Below are 17841 nucleotides of genomic sequence, written 5' to 3' on the forward strand. Positions count from 1 at the left end.
ACACATCGCTGGCATTCTGGGATCATGTCCGACACCCCCGCCCGACTGCTGGGCCTGCTGTCGCTGTTGCAGACGCCCCGCGAGTGGCCCGGCAGCGAGCTGGCCACCCGGCTCGGGGTCAGCCTGCGCACCATCCGCCGCGACGTGGAGCGGCTGCGCGACCTCGGCTACCCGGTGCAGGCGACGATGGGCGCGATCGGCGGATACCGCCTGATCGCCGGCAAGGCCATGCCTCCGCTGCTGCTCGACGACGACGAGGCGGTGGCGATCGCGGTCGGTCTGCGCACCGCCGCCGGTCACGCGGTGGCCGGCATCGAGGAGGCCTCGGTCCGCGCGCTGGCCAAGCTCGAACAGGTGCTGCCGTCCCGGCTGCGGCACCGCGTCAGCGCGCTGGGGGCGGCCACCGAACCGCTGCTCACCTGGGATCGACCGACTGTCGACCCGGAGCACCTGAGCGCGCTGGCCGCCGCCGTCAACAATCGTGAGCAGCTGCGGTTCATCTACCGCCGTCGCGACGGCGTGGACACCGAACGGCTCGTCGAGCCGTACAAGCTGGTGTCGGCGGGGCGGCGCTGGTATCTGGTGGGCTACGACAACGACCGCGACGACTGGCGGATCTTCCGGGTCGATCGGATCACCGACCTGCGCCCCACCCGGACCCGGGTCGCCGCCCGGCAACTGCCCGCGTCCGACGCCGCCTCGTTCATGACGGAGAAGCTGCTTGAGCTGACACCCGTCTACCGGGCGGTGGTGACGCTGCACGCGCCGGTCGAGCAAATGGCGGGCCCGCTCGGTGGTACCGGCGTCGATCTGGAGCCGATCGACGCGACCTCCTGCCGGTTGCGCAGCAACGCCGACACTCTGGAGTGGCTGGCGTGGCGCCTGCTGACCCTCGGTTGCGACATGGAGGTGCACGAGCCTTCGGAGTTGATCGCGCACCTACGGCAGATCGGCACCCGGGCGACCCGCGCCGCCGGCCCGTCCGCAGCGTAGGACGGTCGACGGCCCGGGGGCATCGGCACGCCGGTCCGCCGTACGCTTGATGGAGCACAAGCGTACGGAACAGGCGTTTCGGGGAGGAACTGGGCGTGACGCAGAGCGACGGGGAGCTGGTCGTACTCGCGCAGGCGGGAGACGCGGCCGCGCTGGGGGCGCTGCTGGCCCGGCACGAGGCCGGGATGCGGGCCGTCGCGCTGGGCGTCCTCGGTTACGGGCCGGACGCCGAGGACGCGGTGCAGGACACGATGGTCGTCGCCCTGCGTCGCATCGGCGAGATCCGCGACCCGAACGCCGTCGGCCCCTGGTTGCGGGCCATCGTCCGCAACAACAGCCGGATGGCGTTGCGCGGGCCCCGAGCCGTCCCGGTCGCCGAACCCGAGTGGTTCACCCGCCCCGCCGACACACCCACCCCTGAGGAGGCACTGGACCGGGCCGCGATGCGCGACTGGGTGTGGCACTCCCTCGGGCAACTGTCCGAACCTGACCGGCTCGTCACCCTGCTGAGGTACTTCAGCGACGCGTCCTCGTACGAGCAGATCGCGGCCGTGTGTGGCGTGCCGGTCGGCACCGTCCGCAGCCGCCTCAGCCACGCCCGCCGGGCGCTCGCCGGCGGCCTGCGGACGGCGGCGGACGCGGCACACACGGACGTCGCCGCCTCGAACGACTCGCGGTGGCGGGAGGGCAGCGACATGATCACCACGGCGATGGGCGGCGACTTCGAGCGGGTGGTCCGCGAGAGCTGGTGGCCGGACGCCGAGATGATCGTGCCAGGCGGCCCACGCGGTGGCCGTGACCTGGCCATCAGCGGCATGAACTGCGACCTGGCCGCCGGGGTACGTCAGCGGCTGCGCAACGTGGTGGCCAGCGGTGACGTGCTGATCTGGGAAACCGACCTGATCAGCCCACCCGACGACCCGGAGCACTGCCCACCCGCGGCGCTGTGGTTGCAGGTGCTGCGCGAGGGCCGGGTGCGCCAACTCACCCTCTTCCACCCCGTCCCCGCGCTGGTCTGAAAAACTTCTCCGACCGAGCGAACTTTCCTCTCGACCCGCGCATCTGGTCTGCGTCATGCACCAGTCGCCGTGTCGGCGGTCGCCGCACGGGTCTCGGATCGGGAGATAGTTCATGGGTTTCACCAGCCACGACATCAGCGCCCTCGCACCCGGTGCCCACACGTTCACAGTGGATGGCGTTCGGCAGGTCTACCACGTCGCCGGCACCGGTCCGGTCTGCGTGGCGCACTCCGGCGGTCCAGGCATCGAGTGGGCGTACCTGCGGACACCCAGCCTTGAGACGCACTTCACAATGGTCTACGTCGAGCCGGTGGGCACTGGCGAGTCGGGGCAGCTCGACAATCCCGACGATTACCGTCTCGACACGTATGTCCGGTTCCTGCACGCCGTCGTGGAGCACCTCGGCGAACCCCGGGTGTACCTCCTCGGGCACTCGCACGGCGGTTTCGTCGTCCAGCGGTACGCGCTCACCCACCCGGACCGGATCTCCGGCCTCGCCCTGTACGACACCTCGCCCGTCACCGGCGCCGAGTTCTGGGCCGAGGCCATGGCCGGCCTCGCCGCCTACCCGCAGCGGCACGCCGACCGGCCGGAGGCGGCGGCGGTCCCGGCCGCCTTCGCGCAGATCGGCGGCGCGACTGACGACGAGTCCCTGGGGGCCGCTCTGCGCGCCGCCCTGCCGGTGTACTTCGCGGACTTCTGGGGCCGACAGGACGAGTTCGCCCCCTTTCAGGCGGCCGTCCGGATCTGGGCGACGCCGGCCGGCGCGCAGGACCCCACGCCCTTCGACGTGCGGGAGAACCTCGCTGAGATCACAGTGCCCGTCGTGGTGATCGTCGGAGCGTACGACTTCATCTGTGGCCCCCGCTGGGCCGAGCAGTTGCACGCGGGGCTCCCGGACTCGCGGCTGGTGACGCTGGAGCGAAGCGGACACTTCGCGCACATCGAGCAGCCGGTGGAGTTCACCGACGCCGTGGCGGAGCTGCTGAAGCGTTGACCCACCACGGCAAGCGCCCGCCCCGAGGTCCGTTCGTCACAGCGGGCAGACCTCGGGGTGCTGCCGCGTTGCACGGTCATAGGCTGAGCGCTTTGCTGCACCGTGACGAAGAGGAGACCGCCGTGAGCCAGACCGAACGGATGGATTCCGTCGACGAGTGGAACGTGGCCGAGGACGACGGCGTCCTGGACGCCTCCGACACCCTCGACGACGACCGGGTCGGCGACCCCCTCGACACCGGCATCATCGCCGAGGACCACTGGACGGCGGCAAACCGGTTCGGCACCACGCCGGCCGAGGAGCGGGCGGGCGAGTCTTTGGAGCAACACCTCGCCCAGGAGGTGCCGGATGTCGACCCGTACGCCGAGGGTGGCGACGACGAGGACGAGCTGACCCGCCGGGGTTATGACCTGGAGGCGCGTGCCGGCCGTCTCGTCGCCTACGACGAGGGCGTCCGCGAGGACGACGAGGCCGAGTCGGTGGCATGGGACGCCGGCATCGACGCGGGTGCCGCCAGCGCGGAGGAGGCGGCGATCCACCTGGTCGAGGACCCGGACGGGCCCGGCGACGGTCCGTTGCGCTGACGCCGTACCCGCCGCGCTCGGCACCTCACCGGGTGCCGAGCGCGGTGGGTCGGTCAGTGGATGACGACGGGCGTCCTGACCTGCTCACCCTGCGGGTCGTCGAGCTGCGCCGGCTGACGTCGGCGCGGCAGGAACGCCGCCGGGATGATCGTGAGCACGACCAGCGCGAACGCGACCCAGAACGTGGTCGCGAACGACTTGGCGGCGAAGTCGAGCCCACGCTCGATGATCGACGGGTCGACCGGCATCTGCTGGAGCAGCTCCGGCCGCTGCTGGGCGGCGATGGCCAGCCCGGCCTCGGTGACCGGCTTGCCGCTCTCGTCCACCAGGCCGGGGATCTGCCGAGAGCCGTTCAGCTCGTTGGTGAGGATCACCGACATCACGGCGGCGCCGACCGAGCCGCCGATCTGCTGGAGGATGTTGACCAGCGTCGAGCCGCGGGCCACGTCGTTGGCCGACAACGTCCGCAGCGCCGACGTCATGATCGGCATCATCGTGCCGCCCATACCCAGGCCCATCACGAACAGCGACCCGCCGAGCAGCCAGTACGACGTCTGGGGGTCGACCTGGGTGAAACCGAAGAACCCGACGACGATGAGCCCCAGCGCGAACGGGACGGTACGCCCGATCGGCACCCGGTCGGCCAGCGTGCCGGCGATCGGCATGGTGATCATCGCGCCGATGCCCTGCGGCGCCATCAGCAGGCCGGCGGCCAGCGTCGACTCACCGCGCACCTGCAGGAAGTAGCTCGGGAACAGCAGGCCGGCGCCCATGAACGCGATGATGAACACGAACATCGTCACCGACGCGATGGTCAGACTGCGGTTGCGGAACAGCCGCAGGTCGAGCAGCGGGTGCCGGGGCTTGAACGAGTAGAGCACGAACGCCACCACCAGCGCGCCGCCGACCAGCATCGGGGCCCAGACCTTGGCCTCGGTGAAGGTGCCCGCCTCCGGCAGGGACGAGACACCGTAGAGGAAGAGGGCGAGGCCCGGCGAGAGCATGAGCATGCCGACGAAGTCGAACGACTCGGACGGCTCGGGCGCGTCCTTCGGCAGCGCGACCTGCGCGTAGATCAGGGCGATCAGGCCGATCGGCAGGTTGATCAGGAAGATCCAGTGCCAGCTCGCGGTGTCGATCAGCCAACCACCGAGGATCGGGCCGCCGATCGGCCCCAGCAGCATCGGGATGCCGAGGACGGCCATCAGCCGGCCGATCCGGTGCGGACCGGCCGCCCGGGTCATGATGGTCATGCCCAGCGGCATGAGCATGCCGCCACCGAGGCCCTGCAGGACCCGGTAGCCGATCAGCTCGCCGATCGTGTCGGCCATGGCGCAGAGCCCCGACCCGATCGTGAACAGGGCCAGCGCCACCATGTAGAGCCGTTTGGTGCCGAACCGGTCCGCCGCCCACCCGCTGAGCGGGATCACGGTGGCGAGCGCGAGGGTGTAGGCGGTCATGGTCCAGGCGACGCGGGCGTAGGACGCGTCGAACTCGCTCTGGAATGTGGGCAGCGCCACGCTGACCACCGTCACGTCGAGGATCGACATGATCGCGCCAAGGACGACGACGCCCGCCACCTTGAGCACCGCGGCGTCGAGTTTGTCCGATGTCGCGAGGGATTGCTGTGTCACTAACACTCCTGAAGTCGATTGAGCCGGCCGACGGTGGGCGGTGGCGGCGATGCCGCGCCAACCGGGCGCGGGGCGCGACGTGCCAGGACGACGACGCGCGGAGGAAGACTAACCGCCAGCTGTGACGATTCGCCGCCGGATTTCGTGACCGGCCGGCCACGTATCCGAACGGCCGCCCTTTTACAGCCGCTCGTCGGGGTGGCGGTCAGCCGGCAGCGCGACAGAAGATCCTGATCATCGCGGCCTGCCCCGGCTTCGTCGCGACCGTCCCTCAACGACTTCCGCGGCGTCCGGACCCCCGGGAACGGGGCGCGGCGATCGCGGTCCGCGTCGCGCCCCTGCCCGACGACGGGCCGACCGACGGGTTCGTCGAGGATGCCGGTGCGGTGCCCTGAAGTTCGCCGGTCGCCGACCGCGGCCAGGCGGAAAGTCCGCCCGTAGGCCACACCCGACCCTGTCCGGCAGGCCCTCATTCCGCCCCCGGTGGCTGGGCGTGCCGGGCCCTGGTCGCGCACGCACCTCGCACCGCCTCGGTAGCCGAGCCGGAGCAGGGCGCACCGGAGCAGGGCGCACGGAACCTGGCCGCGCGCCCCGCACCGCTTCGGTAGCCGCGTGGAATTAGGGCGTGCTGGCGCTGGCCACTCGGTCGGCCTGCTGAGCGGGGTGATTGTTGCGCTGGTGGTGCTTACGTTCGTCGGTGGTAGTGGTTGCGGCGGGGGACCTGGTCGGGGTCGAGCCAGGCCGGTGGCACGAACTCGGGGTGGCCGCAGCCTGCCAATCGCACGGCCCAGTCGCTGTGGTGCAGGTGGCGGTGGTGATGGCCACAGAGCAGCACGGCGTTGTCGAGGCTGGTGTCGCCGTCGTCGGCCCAGTGCTTGATGTGGTGGGCGTCGCACCAGCGCGGTGGTCGGTCGCAGCCCGGGAAGGCGCAGCCCCGGTCACGCAGCACCAGGGCACGTCGTAGCGGGCCGGCGATGAGACGACGTTGTCGGCCGAGGTCGAGTGGTTGGCCCGCTCCGCTGAGGACGGCGGGAAGGATGGCGGCGTCACAGGCGAGGCGGCGCACGACCTCGGAGGTGAGGTGCAGGCCAGTGTCGAGGGCACCGCTGCCCAGTTGCCGGGTCAGCCCGTCGTAGCTGGTGGTGACGACGATCTGGGCGGAATCACCGCCGTGCTCGGGCAACTCGCCGGTGCGCAGTGCGAGGCGGCACACGTCGCTGAGAGCGTCATGGCGGCGTTGCCCGGGAGAGCGCTGGTCATCGGGGCCGGCTGGTGCGCTGAGGGGGTCGATGGCGGCGCGGAGCAGGCCGGCGGTCTCGGTGTCGAGGATGCCGGTGAGTCGCAGGCGGCCGTCGGTCAGGGTGGAGAGGGTGAGGTGGCGGTCTCGGGTGGCGCGGCGGGCTTCAGCGTCCAGGGCCGCTTTGGCGGCGTCGTCGGCGATGTCGGGTGCGACGTGGTCGAGGATTCGGGTGCTGAGTTTGCGTAAGAGGGTGGGGTCGAACTGGCTGGCCCACTCGACGAGCACTCCGAGGGCCTTTTCAGTGGCCTCGGGACCAGCGACGGTCTGCACGTTGTCCACCGTGTCGGCGATGACCCGGGCCTGGTCCACGGTGATGTGGCCATCGGCCAGTGCGTGGCGTACCCCAGGGTTGCCGGTGTCCAGGACGGCGGCGAGGTCGACGAGGCGGCGGGCGGCCGGGATGGTGAGGCGTAACCGTTCGCGGAGCCAGACCGCGGTGGAGGAGGCGCCCTGGGTGGTAGCGGTGCCCCGGCCGTCGAGCTCACGGATCAGGGCCAGCTTCACCGCGGCGAGCCGCTGCTCGATGCGGTGCGCGGCGTCGAGCGCGGCGATCAGCTCGTCCTCGGGCAGTGCCCAGGTGGCCGCGTCGGCGCAGGCCGCGATGGCATCCTCTGCCTGCGCCAAGCCGTCAACCATGACCCGAGACTAGAACAGGTGTACGACACTTTCAGTCATCATGATCGATCTGCTGCGGGCCCGGCCGGCGAACGGAGGCTCTGCGCCGACGGTCCCGCCGCCGCATGCCGCGCCGACCGGCGGAGGATGCCGCCGGCGTGACCGGCGTGCCGTTGGGTTTCCGCGATGACGTGGACCAGGACATGGTGCAACGTGACCGCTGCATCGCCCCACCACGGCACGTGGCCTACCTCATGCAGCGCAAGGGCTTCGATGGTGGTGTCGGCGTGGGCGATCGCGCGACGGTACAGTTCCACGATCTCCTCGCGGGTCTCATCTGCGCTCGCCCACATGTCGGCATTGGTCTCTGCTCCGTCGCCGACATACGGCAGCTCCTGCTCGAACGGTCGGCCGAACACGACGCCGAAGTAGAGGATCTCCATGGCCGCTGCGTGCTTCACCAGACCGAGCAAGTTGGTCGCGGTCGGGGTCAACGGACGCCGAATGTCGTATTCGCCGAGCCCGTCGAGCTTCCACAGCAGCGACTCGCGGCCGCCATTCAAGTAACTGCGCAGGTCCGCCTTCATCGCGGCACTATGGCATCCGGCTGGGTGTCGGCGCTGCCCCGGCCGATCCGCGAAGCCCATGATCGGTAGGACAAGCCCTAGGCCGTGACCACCGGCACGGCGGCGGTGAGTGCCCAGTCGTGCCCGATGTCGGCGGCCGCCCGCAGCAACCTCGGAAGGTGTTCCTCGCGCAGGGTCTCCAGCGAGGTCTCGGCGGCGTGCACTGTCACGTTGATGGCGGCGACGACCCGCCCGTCGCCGTCGCGTACGCCGGTGGCGACGGACCGGATCCCCGGCGCCAGGTCCTGGTCGGCGAGCGCCCAGCCCTTCGCCCGGACCTCACGCAGCACGGCGTCGAGGTCGCCCGGGGCGGGCTGCCAGCGCGGCGTGATGCCGGAGCGGCTGGGCTCGGCGAGGACGGTCGCCAGCGTCTCCGGTGGGAGGGCCGCGAGCAGCACCTTGCCCATCGACGTCGCGGGTGCCGGGAAGCGGGTGCCGATGGTGACGCCCAGGGTGACGATCTTGGGGACGGCCACCCGGGCGACGTAGACGATGTCGCTGCCGTCGAGCTGGGCCATCGAGGTCGACTCGTTGGTCTGCGCGACGAGCTTCTCCATGTGTGGCCGGGCCACGTCCCACATGTTCAGCGCGTTGACGTACGCCATCCCCAGCTCCAGGACACGCGGGGTGAGGGTGTGGCCGCGGCCGACCGCGCGGACGTAGCCAAGCGATTCGAGCGTGATGAGGATGCGCCGGACGGTGGGGCGGGCCAGGCCGGTGGCGGCGGCGAGTTCGCTGAGCGTCATCGAGGGGCAGGCGGGACGGAAGGAGCGCAGGACGTCGAGGCCACGGGCGAGAGCCTCGATGAAGTCGGGCCCGGCGCCCCTTCCGTTGTCACTCATGTCCTTAATGCTTCCATTGCGCCGACCCGGCGTCCCACTCGGTGTACTGGTACGGGTTCTCCAGGATCGCGGTCTCGGGGACGTCCGGGTTCATTCCCCGCTGCCACGCCTCCTCCCCCATCGTCTCGCGCAGGTGGTCGATGGTCGCGGCCACCCTCGCCCGCGCGGCGGCGAGGTCGACGCCGACGAGGCGGCCGTCGCGCTTCACGACCCGGCCATCCACCAGCACTGTGTGCACGTCGGCACGCTGGGCCTGGAAGACGACGTGACCGTGCGGGTTCAGGATCGGGAACATCACCGGCGAGGCGTCGTTCTTGATCAGGACGACGTCGGCCTGACGGCCGGGGGTGAGCGCGCCGATCGTGGCGTCCATGCCGAGCGCACGGGCGCCGCCTCGGGTGGCCCACTCGACGACCTGCTCGGCGCGCAGGTGGCAGTGGGTGATGGTCTCCTGCTTGGCGTGCGCCTCCAGGTGCTCCCGGGAGCGGTCCGCGCCGAGCGTGCTGCGCATCGCGGAGAAGAGGTCGCCGCTCCACCACACGCTGGTGTCCATCGACAGTGACACCGGGATGTCGTGGTGGCGCAACTGCCAGGTGGGCGGGTAACCCTGGCCGGCGCTCTGCTCACTCTCGGTCGAGACGGAGACCGAGCCGCCGGTCGCGGCGATCCGGTTGTACGAGTCCTGGGTGAGCGTCGCCGCGTGCACGTACACGTTCGACGGGGTCATGAACCCGTTCTCGTGCATCAGCCGGATGCCGTCGTCGTTGGTGGCGCCCCACACGCCCGCGTGGGTGGTCACCGCGGCACCCAGCTCCCGGGCCACCTCGAACGCGGCCCGTTCCGGGAAGGCGGGGTCGCCGGTGACGTCGAACGCCAACTGGAAGCCGGCCAACTTGCCACCGTCGATACGGCGGCGGTGGAAGTCACGGAACTCCGGCGAGGTGGCCCACTCCCACGGCCCCTGCTGGATGTTGCCGTAGGCGAGCACGAACCGTCCGTCGACCGCCTCCAGGGCGTCCACGGCGGCGTCGGCGTGCTCGGGCGTCTGCAACCCGTGCGACCAGTCGACAGTGGTGGTGACGCCAGCGTCGATCGCCTCGATCGCGCCGAGCAGGTTGCCGGCGTAGACGTCCTCGGGCCGGAACAGCTTGCCCGACTCGAGGTAGTACCAGACGAAGTACTGGGTCAGGGTCCAGTCGGCGCCGTACCCGCGCATCGCGGTCTGCCACAGGTGCCGGTGGGTGTCGACCATGCCGGGCATGAGGATGCCGTCGGTGGCGTCGATCTCCAGGGCGTCGTCGGGTGCGGTGAGGCCGACGCCAACCTGCGCGATCCGGCCGCCGGTGACCAGCACGTCCGCGCCGGACAGCACCGTGTGCGCGTCGTCCATGGTGAGAACCAGGCCGTTACGGAAGACCACCGGCCGGTCGGTTGCGCTCATCGCCACCCATTCCTTTCGGGGGTACGAGGGGATTCCGGACTTGTGTCCGCTGTACGGCCAGCCCGAGTGGGGCAAGTGTGGTCCCGGTCACTAATCGTGTCAAGGGCGTGGTCCAGCGCGCGAATCGCACCGTTGACATGCACCGTCTGGTATCGCAAGCTGTGCCGGCGGACAGGTGTCCGCAGAACGGGCGGAAACATGGTGCAGCATTCGGCAGGCCCACTGGCCGGTCTGCTCGTCGCGGACTTCTCCCGGATCCTCGCCGGGCCGTACGCGACGATGCTCCTGGCCGACCTGGGCGCCCAGGTGATCAAAGTGGAGAGCCCCGGTGGCGACGACACCCGCACCTGGATGCCGCCCACCCGCGACGGGGTCTCGACGTACTACCTCGGCATCAACCGCAACAAGCGGTCGGTCGCCCTGGATCTCAAGAAACCCGACGACCTGGCCGCCGCGCAGGAACTGGCCCGCCGCGCCGACGTGCTGATCGAGAACTTCCGGCCCGGTGGCCTCGCCCGGTTCGGCCTCGACTACGACACCGTCACCGCGACCAACGACAAGATCGTGTACGCGAGCATCAGCGGCTTCGGCACCGGCGCCGGCAAGGACCTCCCCGGCTACGACCTGATGGTGCAGGCCATCTCGGGCCTGATGAGCCTCACCGGCGACCCGGAGGGTTCGCCGTACCGGGCCGGCATTTCCGTCTTCGACGTGATGGCCGGGCTGCACGCCAGCATCGGCATCCTCGCCGCGCTGCACCACCGCGGCGAAACCGGACGAGGCCAGCACGTCGAGGTCAACCTGCTCAGCTCGGCGCTGTCCGGATTGGTCAACCACTCCAGCGGCTACGTCGCCGGCGGCACCGTCCCGTTCCGGATGGGCAACGCGCACCCCAGCCTCTTCCCGTACGAGCCACTGCCCACCGCCGACGGCGAACTCATCGTCATCGCCGGCAACGACGGGCAGTTCCGCAAGCTCTGCCAGGTGCTCGACCTGCCCGGCCTGCCGGACGACAGGCGCTTCGGCCGCAACCAGGACCGCACTGCCAACCGCGAACAACTGCGGCCCCTCCTGGTCGAACGCCTCGCCAAGCGGACCACTGACGAGTGGTTCCGGGACCTGCTCGCCGCCGGCGTCCCGTGCGCGCCGATCAACACCATCGACGGTGGTGTGGCGCTCGCCGAGGAGCTGGGGCTCGACCCGGTGGTCACCGCCGGAGACGTGCCCGGCGTCCGCAACCCCATCACCTTCTCCGACACCCCGGCCCGGTACGAGCTGCCGCCGCCGGGGCTCGACGAACACGGCGAGGAGATCCGCGCGTGGCTGAAGAACTGAGCTTTCCCACCGGGATCGGCACCTCCGACCCGACCACCATCTCCCTGCTCGGGCAGGACCTGGCCGCCGACCTGATGGGCACGGTCGGCTTCGGCGAGCTGGCGTACTGGCTGGTCGCCGGGCGCCGCCCCACCCCGGGTGAGGTACGGGTCTTCGAGGCGGTGCTGGTGGCCCTCGCCGATCACGGCTTCACCCCGACGGCGATCGCAGCCCGACTGACGTACCTGTCCGCGCCCGAGTCGTTGCAGGGCGCGCTCGCCGCCGGCCTGCTCGGCGGCGGCTCCCGCTTTCTCGGTGTCACCGAGGACTGTGGACGCTTCCTCGCCGACACGCTCGCTCAGGCCGGCGACGTGACCGACTACGACGCGGTGGCGCTCGACGCGGTCACCCGGGCCAGGCAGGAGCGTCGACTGGTCCCCGGGCTGGGGCACCCCGTGCACAAGGAGCAGGACCCACGCACCCCCGTGCTGATCCGGATCGCCATCGAGGAGGGTCTGCACGGCCCGCACCTGCGGCTGTTCGAGGCGATCGGACGGGTACACCCGCAGGTGCTCGGCCGCACCCTGCCCCTCAACGGTGCCGGAGTCTGCGGGGCGGCCCTCGCCGACCTCGGGCTCCCGGTCGAGATGTTGCGCGGTTTCGCCCTGTTGGCCCGCGCGGCGGGGCTGCTCGGGCACCTCGCCGAGGAGCGACGACGACCGCTCGGCATGGACATCTACCGCACCGTCGACCGCAACGCCGTCTACGAACCCTGATCTCCTCTCCACCCCCGAAAGGAGTGGGAATGGCTTCCATCGTCGCGGTCATCGCCTCCACCCACCACCCCTTCTACTACCGGGCCAGCACCGCCACCGGCGAGGACCGGCCACCGTTCGCCGACGAGTGGACCCGCAAGATCCTGGCGTTCCGGGAGACGTTGACCCGGGCCCGACCCGACGTGCTGGTGATGGTCGGCTCCGACCACTTCCACCAGCTCTGGCTGGACAACATGCCGCAGTTCCTGGTCGGCAAGGCGCCCCACTACGACGCCAACTGGCACAACGAGGAGCGCGAGTTCGGGCTGCCCCGGATGCTGCTCAAGGGCCAGGAGGACCTGTCCGGGCACATCCTGCGGGCCGGGCTCGACGCCGGGTTCGATCTCGCGTTCAGCAACGAGCTGCGCATCGACCACAGCATCACCTGCCCGATCATCACGCTGCGGCCCGAGGCCGACCTGCCGATCGTGCCGATCTACACCAACATCTTCGCGCCGCCGCTGCCGCAGCCGAAGCGCTTCGTCCAGCTCGGCCAGAGCATCCGCGACATCGTCGGGTCGTGGCCGTCGCACCTGCGGGTGGCCGTCATCGGCACCGGCCACCTCTCGCTGGAGCTGGGCGGCCCCCGGCAGTTCGGCCCGCACGGCCCGGACCCGGAGTTCGACCAGCGGGCCGTCGAGTGGATCGCCAACGGCGACCTGGACGAGTGCCTGCGCGAGGTCACCCTGGACAGCCTGCACACACCGGGCAACGCGACCCACGGTTTCATGGACTTCATGCTGATGATGGGCGTGGCCGGTGCCGGCGTGAAGGCCGACTACGTGGACACCCTCGATCTGTTCCACACCATGGAGGCGTACTTCACCTGGTACCCGAACGGAGCGCCGACGGCATGAGCAAGTACCTGCTGAACAAGTTCCTCTTCACTGTCGACCGGGACCCGGAGCTGGTCGAGCGTTACCGCAGCGAGCCGCGTGAGCTGGTCGCCTGGTGGGAGGCCGAGTGCGCCAACACGGTGCTGAACTGCCACACCGGTGAGGCGAGCACCTGGCTGCGCTTCGACGACGTGGAGCGTGAGGCGTTGGCCACCCACGACCACGTGAAGCTCTTCGAGCTGGGCGCGCACCCGTTCCTCACCCTGACCCTCTTCATCGCCCTCTTCGAGCGGGACAACACCGAGCCGCTGGAATACCAGAAGTCCTACGGCGCGCGGCTGGCCCACTTCTCGATGCCCTACCCGGACATCGCGACGTGATCCGCGCGGCAGTGCTCACCACCTGCGGTGCCGCACCGACGGTCGTCGAGCGGTCGGCACCCGTGCCGACCGACGGGGAGGTGGCGGTCACCGTCGAGGCGGCGCCGATCACCCCGCTCGATGTGCTCTGCGCCAGCGGCACCAGCTACTTCGGCCCGCCGAGCACCCCGTACGTGCCGGGCGTGCAGGGCGTTGGTCGGCTCGCCGACGGCACACCCGTCTGGTTCGGCACGTCGGCCGGGATGCGCTCCGGTGTCGACGGCAGCATGGCGAGCACTGTCATGGTGCCGGCCGTCGACGTGGTGGCGCTGCCGGCCGGCGTCCCGCTGACCCTGCTCGCGGCCCTCGGTCTCTCCGCGGTCGCCGCGCACGCGGCGCTGACCCACGCCGGCGGCCTGGCGGCCGGCGACCAGGTCATCGTGCTCGGCGCCGGAGGTGTGGTCGGTCAGGCCGCCGTCCAGCTCGCCGTGCTCGGCGGCGCCCGCCGCGTCATCGCCGTGGCGCGGTCGGCCGCGGCACGGGCCCGCGCCGAGGAGCTCGGTGCCGCCGTCGTGGTCCCGCTGCTCCCCGACGACGACGTCGCGTCGATGACCGACCGGCTGCGCCACGCCGCCGACGGGCCGGTCGACCTCGTCCTCGACCCGGTCTTCGGTGTCCCGGCCGCGGCGGCGCTGCGGGTGCTGCGCCCGGGTGGGCGACTGGTCAACCTGGGTAGCGCGGCCGGCGCGACCGCGCCCATCGAGTCCGCCGTGCTGCGCAGCGGCGCACTGCGGATGATCGGCTACACCAACAACGGGTTGTCGACCGCCGAACGGGCGGCGGCGCTGACCGTGGTGGCCGGGCACGCGGCGGCCGGCCAACTCACCGTCGACCACGAGACCGTGTCGTTCGACGCCATCGCGGACGCCTGGGCCAGGCAGGACGCCGGCACCACCGCCGGCCGGATCGTCCTCGTGCTCTGAGGGGGCCGGGCCCCAGCCAGGGATCGCGGAACCGTGGACAGACCGCACCTGGTTGGGGTTCGGCAGCGGTGCGACGGTCGGTCCATGACACCTTCCACCTACACCGTCGCCGGCCACTGGATCGGTGGCGAGACCGTCACCGGCTCCGCCGACACTCTTCCCGTCGTGAATCCGGCCACCGGCGAGGTCGTCGCCGAGACCCCGGCCGGCACCGCCGCCGACGTCGACCGCGCCGTCGCCGCTGCCCGAGCCGCCTTCCCGGCCTGGTCGGCGACCACCCCGCAGCACCGGGCGGACGTGCTGCGCCGCCTCGGCGCCGGCCTGGCCGCCCGCACCGAGCAGATCGCCCAGGCGATCACCGCCGAGATGGGCTCTCCGATCGGTATGTCCCGGACCGCCCAGGTCGCGTTCCCGGCCGCTGTGGTCGAGTCCATCGCGGGCCTGGCCGACGACTTCGCCTGGACCGAGGAGCTCGGCAACTCGCTGATCGTCCGCGAGCCGATCGGCGTCGTCGGCGCGATCACGCCGTGGAACTTCCCGCTCCAGCAGATCGTCTCCAAGCTGGCGCCGGCCCTGCTCGCCGGCAACACGATGGTCTTCAAGCCGTCCGAGAACGCCCCGCTGACCGCGCGCATCCTCGCGGAGGTCGCCGCCGAGGCCGGCGTACCGGCGGGCGTCTTCAACGTCGTCTACGGCACCGGCGCGACCGTCGGCGAGGCGATCTCCGCACACCCGGACATCGACATGATCTCCTTCACCGGCTCCACCCGAGCGGGGCAGCGGATCTCCGCGGTGGCCGCGGCGACCGTCAAGCGGGTCGCGCTGGAGTTGGGCGGCAAGGGCGCGAACATCATCCTCGACGACGCCGACCTGCCCGCCGCGGTTGAGCGGGGTCTCATGATGGGGTTCAGCAACGGTGGTCAGGTCTGCGGCGCATGGCCGCGGATGCTGGTGCCCGCCTCCCGTCAGGACGAGGTCGTGGCGTTGGCCGTCGAGGCCGCGAAGCAGTACACAGTCGGCGACCCGGGCGACGAGGCCACCCGGATCGGCCCGATGGCGTCCGAGGCCCACCGGCAGAAGGTCGTCGGCTACATCGAGCGGGGCATCACCGACGGCGCACGGCTCGTGTTCGGCGGCCCGCAGCGGCCCGAGGGGCTGACCGTCGGGGCCTACGTCCAGCCGACGATCTTCGCCGACGTCGACCCGACCTCCGAGATCGCCCAGGAGGAGATCTTCGGCCCAGTGCTGACGATCATCCCCTACGCCGACGAGGAGGAGGCCGTGGTGATCGCCAACGGCACAACGTACGGCCTGACCAGCGGCGTCTTCGGTGAGCCGGAGCACGCGCTGGCGATCGCCCGGCGGCTGCGCGTGGGCCAGGTCGACGTGAACGCCGGCCACTGGAACCCGCTCGCCCCGTTCGGCGGCTACAAGCGCTCCGGCAACGGCCGCGAGTTCGGCCGCTTTGGGCTGGAGGAGTTCCTGGAGACCAAGTCCATCCAGCGCTGAACACCCCCAAGGTCCCCAACCCACGCCCACACCCACGCCCACGCCCACGCCCACGCCCACGCCCACGCCCACGCCGATCTTGCACTTCCGGTCGCCGACATGGAGTGATACGCGCCTTATGTCGCGACAGAAAGTGCAAGATCGCGGGGGCCGGGGTGGGGGCCGGGGTGGGGCCGGGGTGGGGCCGGGGTGGGGGGTGGGGTGGGGGTGGGGTGGGGGTGGGTGGAACAGCGGGGTGGGGCTGCTCTGTTGCACTCGATGTGCCGGTCGACCGCCGGCATTCACCGATCGGAGACACCAGTGGACCGCGCCCAACTCGCCAGCTTCCTGCGCACCCGCCGCGAGGCCCTCCAGCCCGAGGACGTCGGGTTGCCCCGGGGCCCGCGTCGGCGCACCGGTGGGCTGCGGCGCGAGGAAGTCGCCACGTTGAGCGGGATGTCCACCGACTACTACAGCCGGTTGGAGCAGCAGCGCGGGCCGCACCCCTCGGAGCAGATGCTCGCCGCCCTGGCCCGGGGCCTGCGGCTCTCCCTCGCCGAACGCGACCACCTGTTCCAGCTCGCCGGTCACGCCGTTCCGCGCCGCGCGGTGCGGACCGACCACGTGAACCCGGGGATGATGCGCATCCTCGACCGGATGCACGACACCCCGGCCCAGGTGGTGAACCACCTTGGCGAGACCCTGGCGCAGACCGCGCCGGCCATCGCCCTGCTCGGTGACGAGACCCGGTACACCGGGTTGGCGCGCAGCGCACACCATCGCTGGTTCACCAACCCGACGGCACGGCAGCTGCACTCGGCACAGGACCACCAGACGCAGAGTCGCCTGCTCGTGGCGCACCTGCACGCGGCGTACAGTCGCGACGGGCGCGGGTCGCGGGCCGCTGCGCTCGTCGACGACCTGCTCGCCAGGAGCCTGGAGTTCGCGCAGCTGTGGCGGGAGCACCCGGTGCTCGCCGGTTACTGCCCGCCCAAGCACTTCGTGCACCCGGAGGTCGGGGCGTTGGAGCTGCACTGCCAGACGCTGGTGGACCCCGATCAGTCCAAGACACTGTTGGTCTTCACCGCCGTGCCCGGGTCGCCGAGCGACGAGAAGCTGCGCCTGCTCGCCGTCATCGGCGGCCAGCTCGTCTGACGCGATCAGCTCGGGCGGGAGTAGCGGGCCGGGCTGACGCCCAGGTAGCGCCGAAAGTGGCGGGTCAGGTGCGCCTGGTCGAAGAACCCGGCCGCAGTGGCGGTCTCGACGGGCCGCTGCCCGGCGAGGAGCAGGCGACGTGCCAGCTCGACCCGACGGCCGGTCAGGTACGTGTGCGGTGGCACGCCGTGCGCCTGGGTGAACGTCCGGACCAGGTGGGTCGGGTGGGCGTGCAGCAGCTGCGCGGCCTCCCCCAGCGTGACGCCCTCGACGGTCCGGGCGTCCAGCAGCTCCCGGAGTCGCACCGCGAGACCGCGTCCCGGGGGCTGGTCACCGGCCGGGGAGCGCTGGCGGAGCTGGCGGCGCAGCCGGTCCAGGATGAAGGCGAGCCGGCTCTCCGCCTCGAACTCGTCGCCGGGTGTGGCGAGCACCTGGTGCAGGTGGTGGACCCGGTCGCGCAGCTGCGGATCGGCCAGGTCCGGCTCGTCGACGGCCCGCCCGACCAGCTCGGCGTCGAGCGCGGAGGTGTCGAGGTACAGGACCCGCTTGCGGAAGCCGTCCGGTGTGGCGGAGCTGCCGTCGTGCGGCACGTACGGCGGCAGCAGGGTGACCGACGTGCGCAGCGCGCCGTGCCGGTGCCGGTCCAGGTCGAAGCGGACCGCGCCGTCGTCGACGATCAGCAGCGTCCACACCTCGTGGATGTGCCGGGGATAGGCGTGGTCGACGAAATGGGCGTGGAAGACCTCGGCGACCCCGGCTACCGCGGGTCGCCACGCGCTGACGTGCGAGCCCGCCGGGCGGGTGGCCACGCTAAGAACGTACAAGACCGGTAGGCGTCGG

General features: G+C 71.2%; 17 protein-coding genes. 11 read left to right on the plus strand and 6 right to left on the minus strand.

Annotation, left to right across the window (positions count from 1 at the left end):
* The first annotated feature begins 24 nt into the window (after positions 1 to 24).
* The 4 genes from ACIA47_RS01995 (at position 25) to ACIA47_RS02010 (ending at position 3593) form a co-directional block, all read left to right on the plus strand.
* Positions 25 to 993: a helix-turn-helix transcriptional regulator gene (locus ACIA47_RS01995; RefSeq protein WP_396704676.1), complete on the plus strand. Its 969-nt coding sequence runs from the start codon at positions 25 to 27 to the stop codon at positions 991 to 993.
* 95 nt (positions 994 to 1088) lie between these two features.
* Entirely contained in the window at positions 1089 to 2012 is a 924-nt protein-coding gene (locus ACIA47_RS02000) for a sigma-70 family RNA polymerase sigma factor (RefSeq protein WP_203120988.1), read from the plus strand.
* 112 nt (positions 2013 to 2124) lie between these two features.
* On the plus strand, positions 2125 to 3009 hold the full coding sequence (locus ACIA47_RS02005) for an alpha/beta fold hydrolase (RefSeq protein WP_396704679.1): 885 nt from the start codon (positions 2125 to 2127) through the stop codon (positions 3007 to 3009).
* Positions 3010 to 3131: 122 nt separating this feature from the next.
* On the plus strand, positions 3132 to 3593 hold the full coding sequence (locus ACIA47_RS02010; protein ID WP_203120984.1) for a DUF5709 domain-containing protein: 462 nt from the start codon (positions 3132 to 3134) through the stop codon (positions 3591 to 3593).
* A gap of 53 nt (positions 3594 to 3646) precedes the next feature.
* On the opposite strand, the gene ACIA47_RS02015 is transcribed toward ACIA47_RS02010, so the two are convergent.
* The 5 genes from ACIA47_RS02015 to ACIA47_RS02035 all read right to left on the minus strand — a co-directional run bounded on the left by ACIA47_RS02015 (position 3647) and on the right by ACIA47_RS02035 (position 10051).
* The gene (locus ACIA47_RS02015; protein ID WP_203120983.1) at positions 3647 to 5227 is read right to left on the minus strand and encodes a DHA2 family efflux MFS transporter permease subunit; all 1581 of its coding nucleotides are present in this window, start codon (positions 5225 to 5227) and stop codon (positions 3647 to 3649) included.
* A 685-nt stretch (positions 5228 to 5912) separates the two neighbouring features.
* On the minus strand, positions 5913 to 7163 hold the full coding sequence (locus tag ACIA47_RS02020) for a DUF222 domain-containing protein (protein WP_396704682.1): 1251 nt from the start codon (positions 7161 to 7163) through the stop codon (positions 5913 to 5915).
* Positions 7164 to 7201: 38 nt separating this feature from the next.
* Positions 7202 to 7729, minus strand: a complete 528-nt coding sequence (locus ACIA47_RS02025; protein WP_396704684.1) for a DinB family protein — start codon at positions 7727 to 7729, stop codon at positions 7202 to 7204.
* Between the two features lie 77 nt (positions 7730 to 7806).
* Positions 7807 to 8610 carry an IclR family transcriptional regulator C-terminal domain-containing protein gene (locus ACIA47_RS02030; protein WP_112589518.1) on the minus strand — a complete coding sequence of 268 codons (804 nt, stop codon included), beginning with the start codon at positions 8608 to 8610 and terminating at the stop codon, positions 7807 to 7809.
* A gap of 4 nt (positions 8611 to 8614) precedes the next feature.
* Positions 8615 to 10051 carry an amidohydrolase family protein gene (locus ACIA47_RS02035; protein ID WP_396704686.1) on the minus strand — a complete coding sequence of 479 codons (1437 nt, stop codon included), beginning with the start codon at positions 10049 to 10051 and terminating at the stop codon, positions 8615 to 8617.
* Positions 10052 to 10249: 198 nt separating this feature from the next.
* On the opposite strand from ACIA47_RS02035, the gene ACIA47_RS02040 reads away from it, so the two are divergent.
* The 7 genes from ACIA47_RS02040 (at position 10250) to ACIA47_RS02070 (ending at position 17001) form a co-directional block, all read left to right on the plus strand.
* Positions 10250 to 11386, plus strand: coding sequence for a CoA transferase (locus ACIA47_RS02040; RefSeq protein ID WP_203120980.1), 1137 nt, complete (start codon positions 10250 to 10252; stop codon positions 11384 to 11386).
* Entirely contained in the window at positions 11371 to 12141 is a 771-nt protein-coding gene (locus tag ACIA47_RS02045) for a citryl-CoA lyase (protein ID WP_396704689.1), read from the plus strand. Before ACIA47_RS02040 ends, ACIA47_RS02045 begins: the two co-directional genes overlap by 16 nt.
* A 29-nt stretch (positions 12142 to 12170) precedes the next feature.
* Complete coding sequence (locus tag ACIA47_RS02050; RefSeq protein ID WP_396704691.1) at positions 12171 to 13037, plus strand: extradiol ring-cleavage dioxygenase; 867 nt, start codon at positions 12171 to 12173, stop codon at positions 13035 to 13037.
* On the plus strand, positions 13034 to 13396 hold the full coding sequence (locus tag ACIA47_RS02055; RefSeq protein WP_203120977.1) for a hypothetical protein: 363 nt from the start codon (positions 13034 to 13036) through the stop codon (positions 13394 to 13396). Before ACIA47_RS02050 ends, ACIA47_RS02055 begins: the two co-directional genes overlap by 4 nt.
* Entirely contained in the window at positions 13393 to 14358 is a 966-nt protein-coding gene (locus ACIA47_RS02060) for a zinc-binding alcohol dehydrogenase family protein (protein ID WP_396704693.1), read from the plus strand. The genes ACIA47_RS02055 and ACIA47_RS02060 overlap by 4 nt, the downstream gene beginning before the upstream one ends.
* Before the next feature lie 84 nt (positions 14359 to 14442).
* Positions 14443 to 15867: an aldehyde dehydrogenase family protein gene (locus ACIA47_RS02065; RefSeq protein ID WP_396704695.1), complete on the plus strand. Its 1425-nt coding sequence runs from the start codon at positions 14443 to 14445 to the stop codon at positions 15865 to 15867.
* Between the two features lie 300 nt (positions 15868 to 16167).
* Positions 16168 to 17001: a helix-turn-helix transcriptional regulator gene (locus ACIA47_RS02070; RefSeq protein WP_396704697.1), complete on the plus strand. Its 834-nt coding sequence runs from the start codon at positions 16168 to 16170 to the stop codon at positions 16999 to 17001.
* Positions 17002 to 17006: 5 nt separating this feature from the next.
* Here ACIA47_RS02070 and ACIA47_RS02075 read toward each other — a convergent pair whose 3' ends face one another.
* Entirely contained in the window at positions 17007 to 17810 is an 804-nt protein-coding gene (locus ACIA47_RS02075; protein ID WP_396704699.1) for an AraC family transcriptional regulator, read from the minus strand.
* Between the last annotated feature and the right edge of the window lie 31 nt (positions 17811 to 17841).

The organism is Micromonospora sp. NPDC051227, assembly GCF_044455385.1.
GTDB lineage: Bacteria > Actinomycetota > Actinomycetes > Mycobacteriales > Micromonosporaceae > Micromonospora.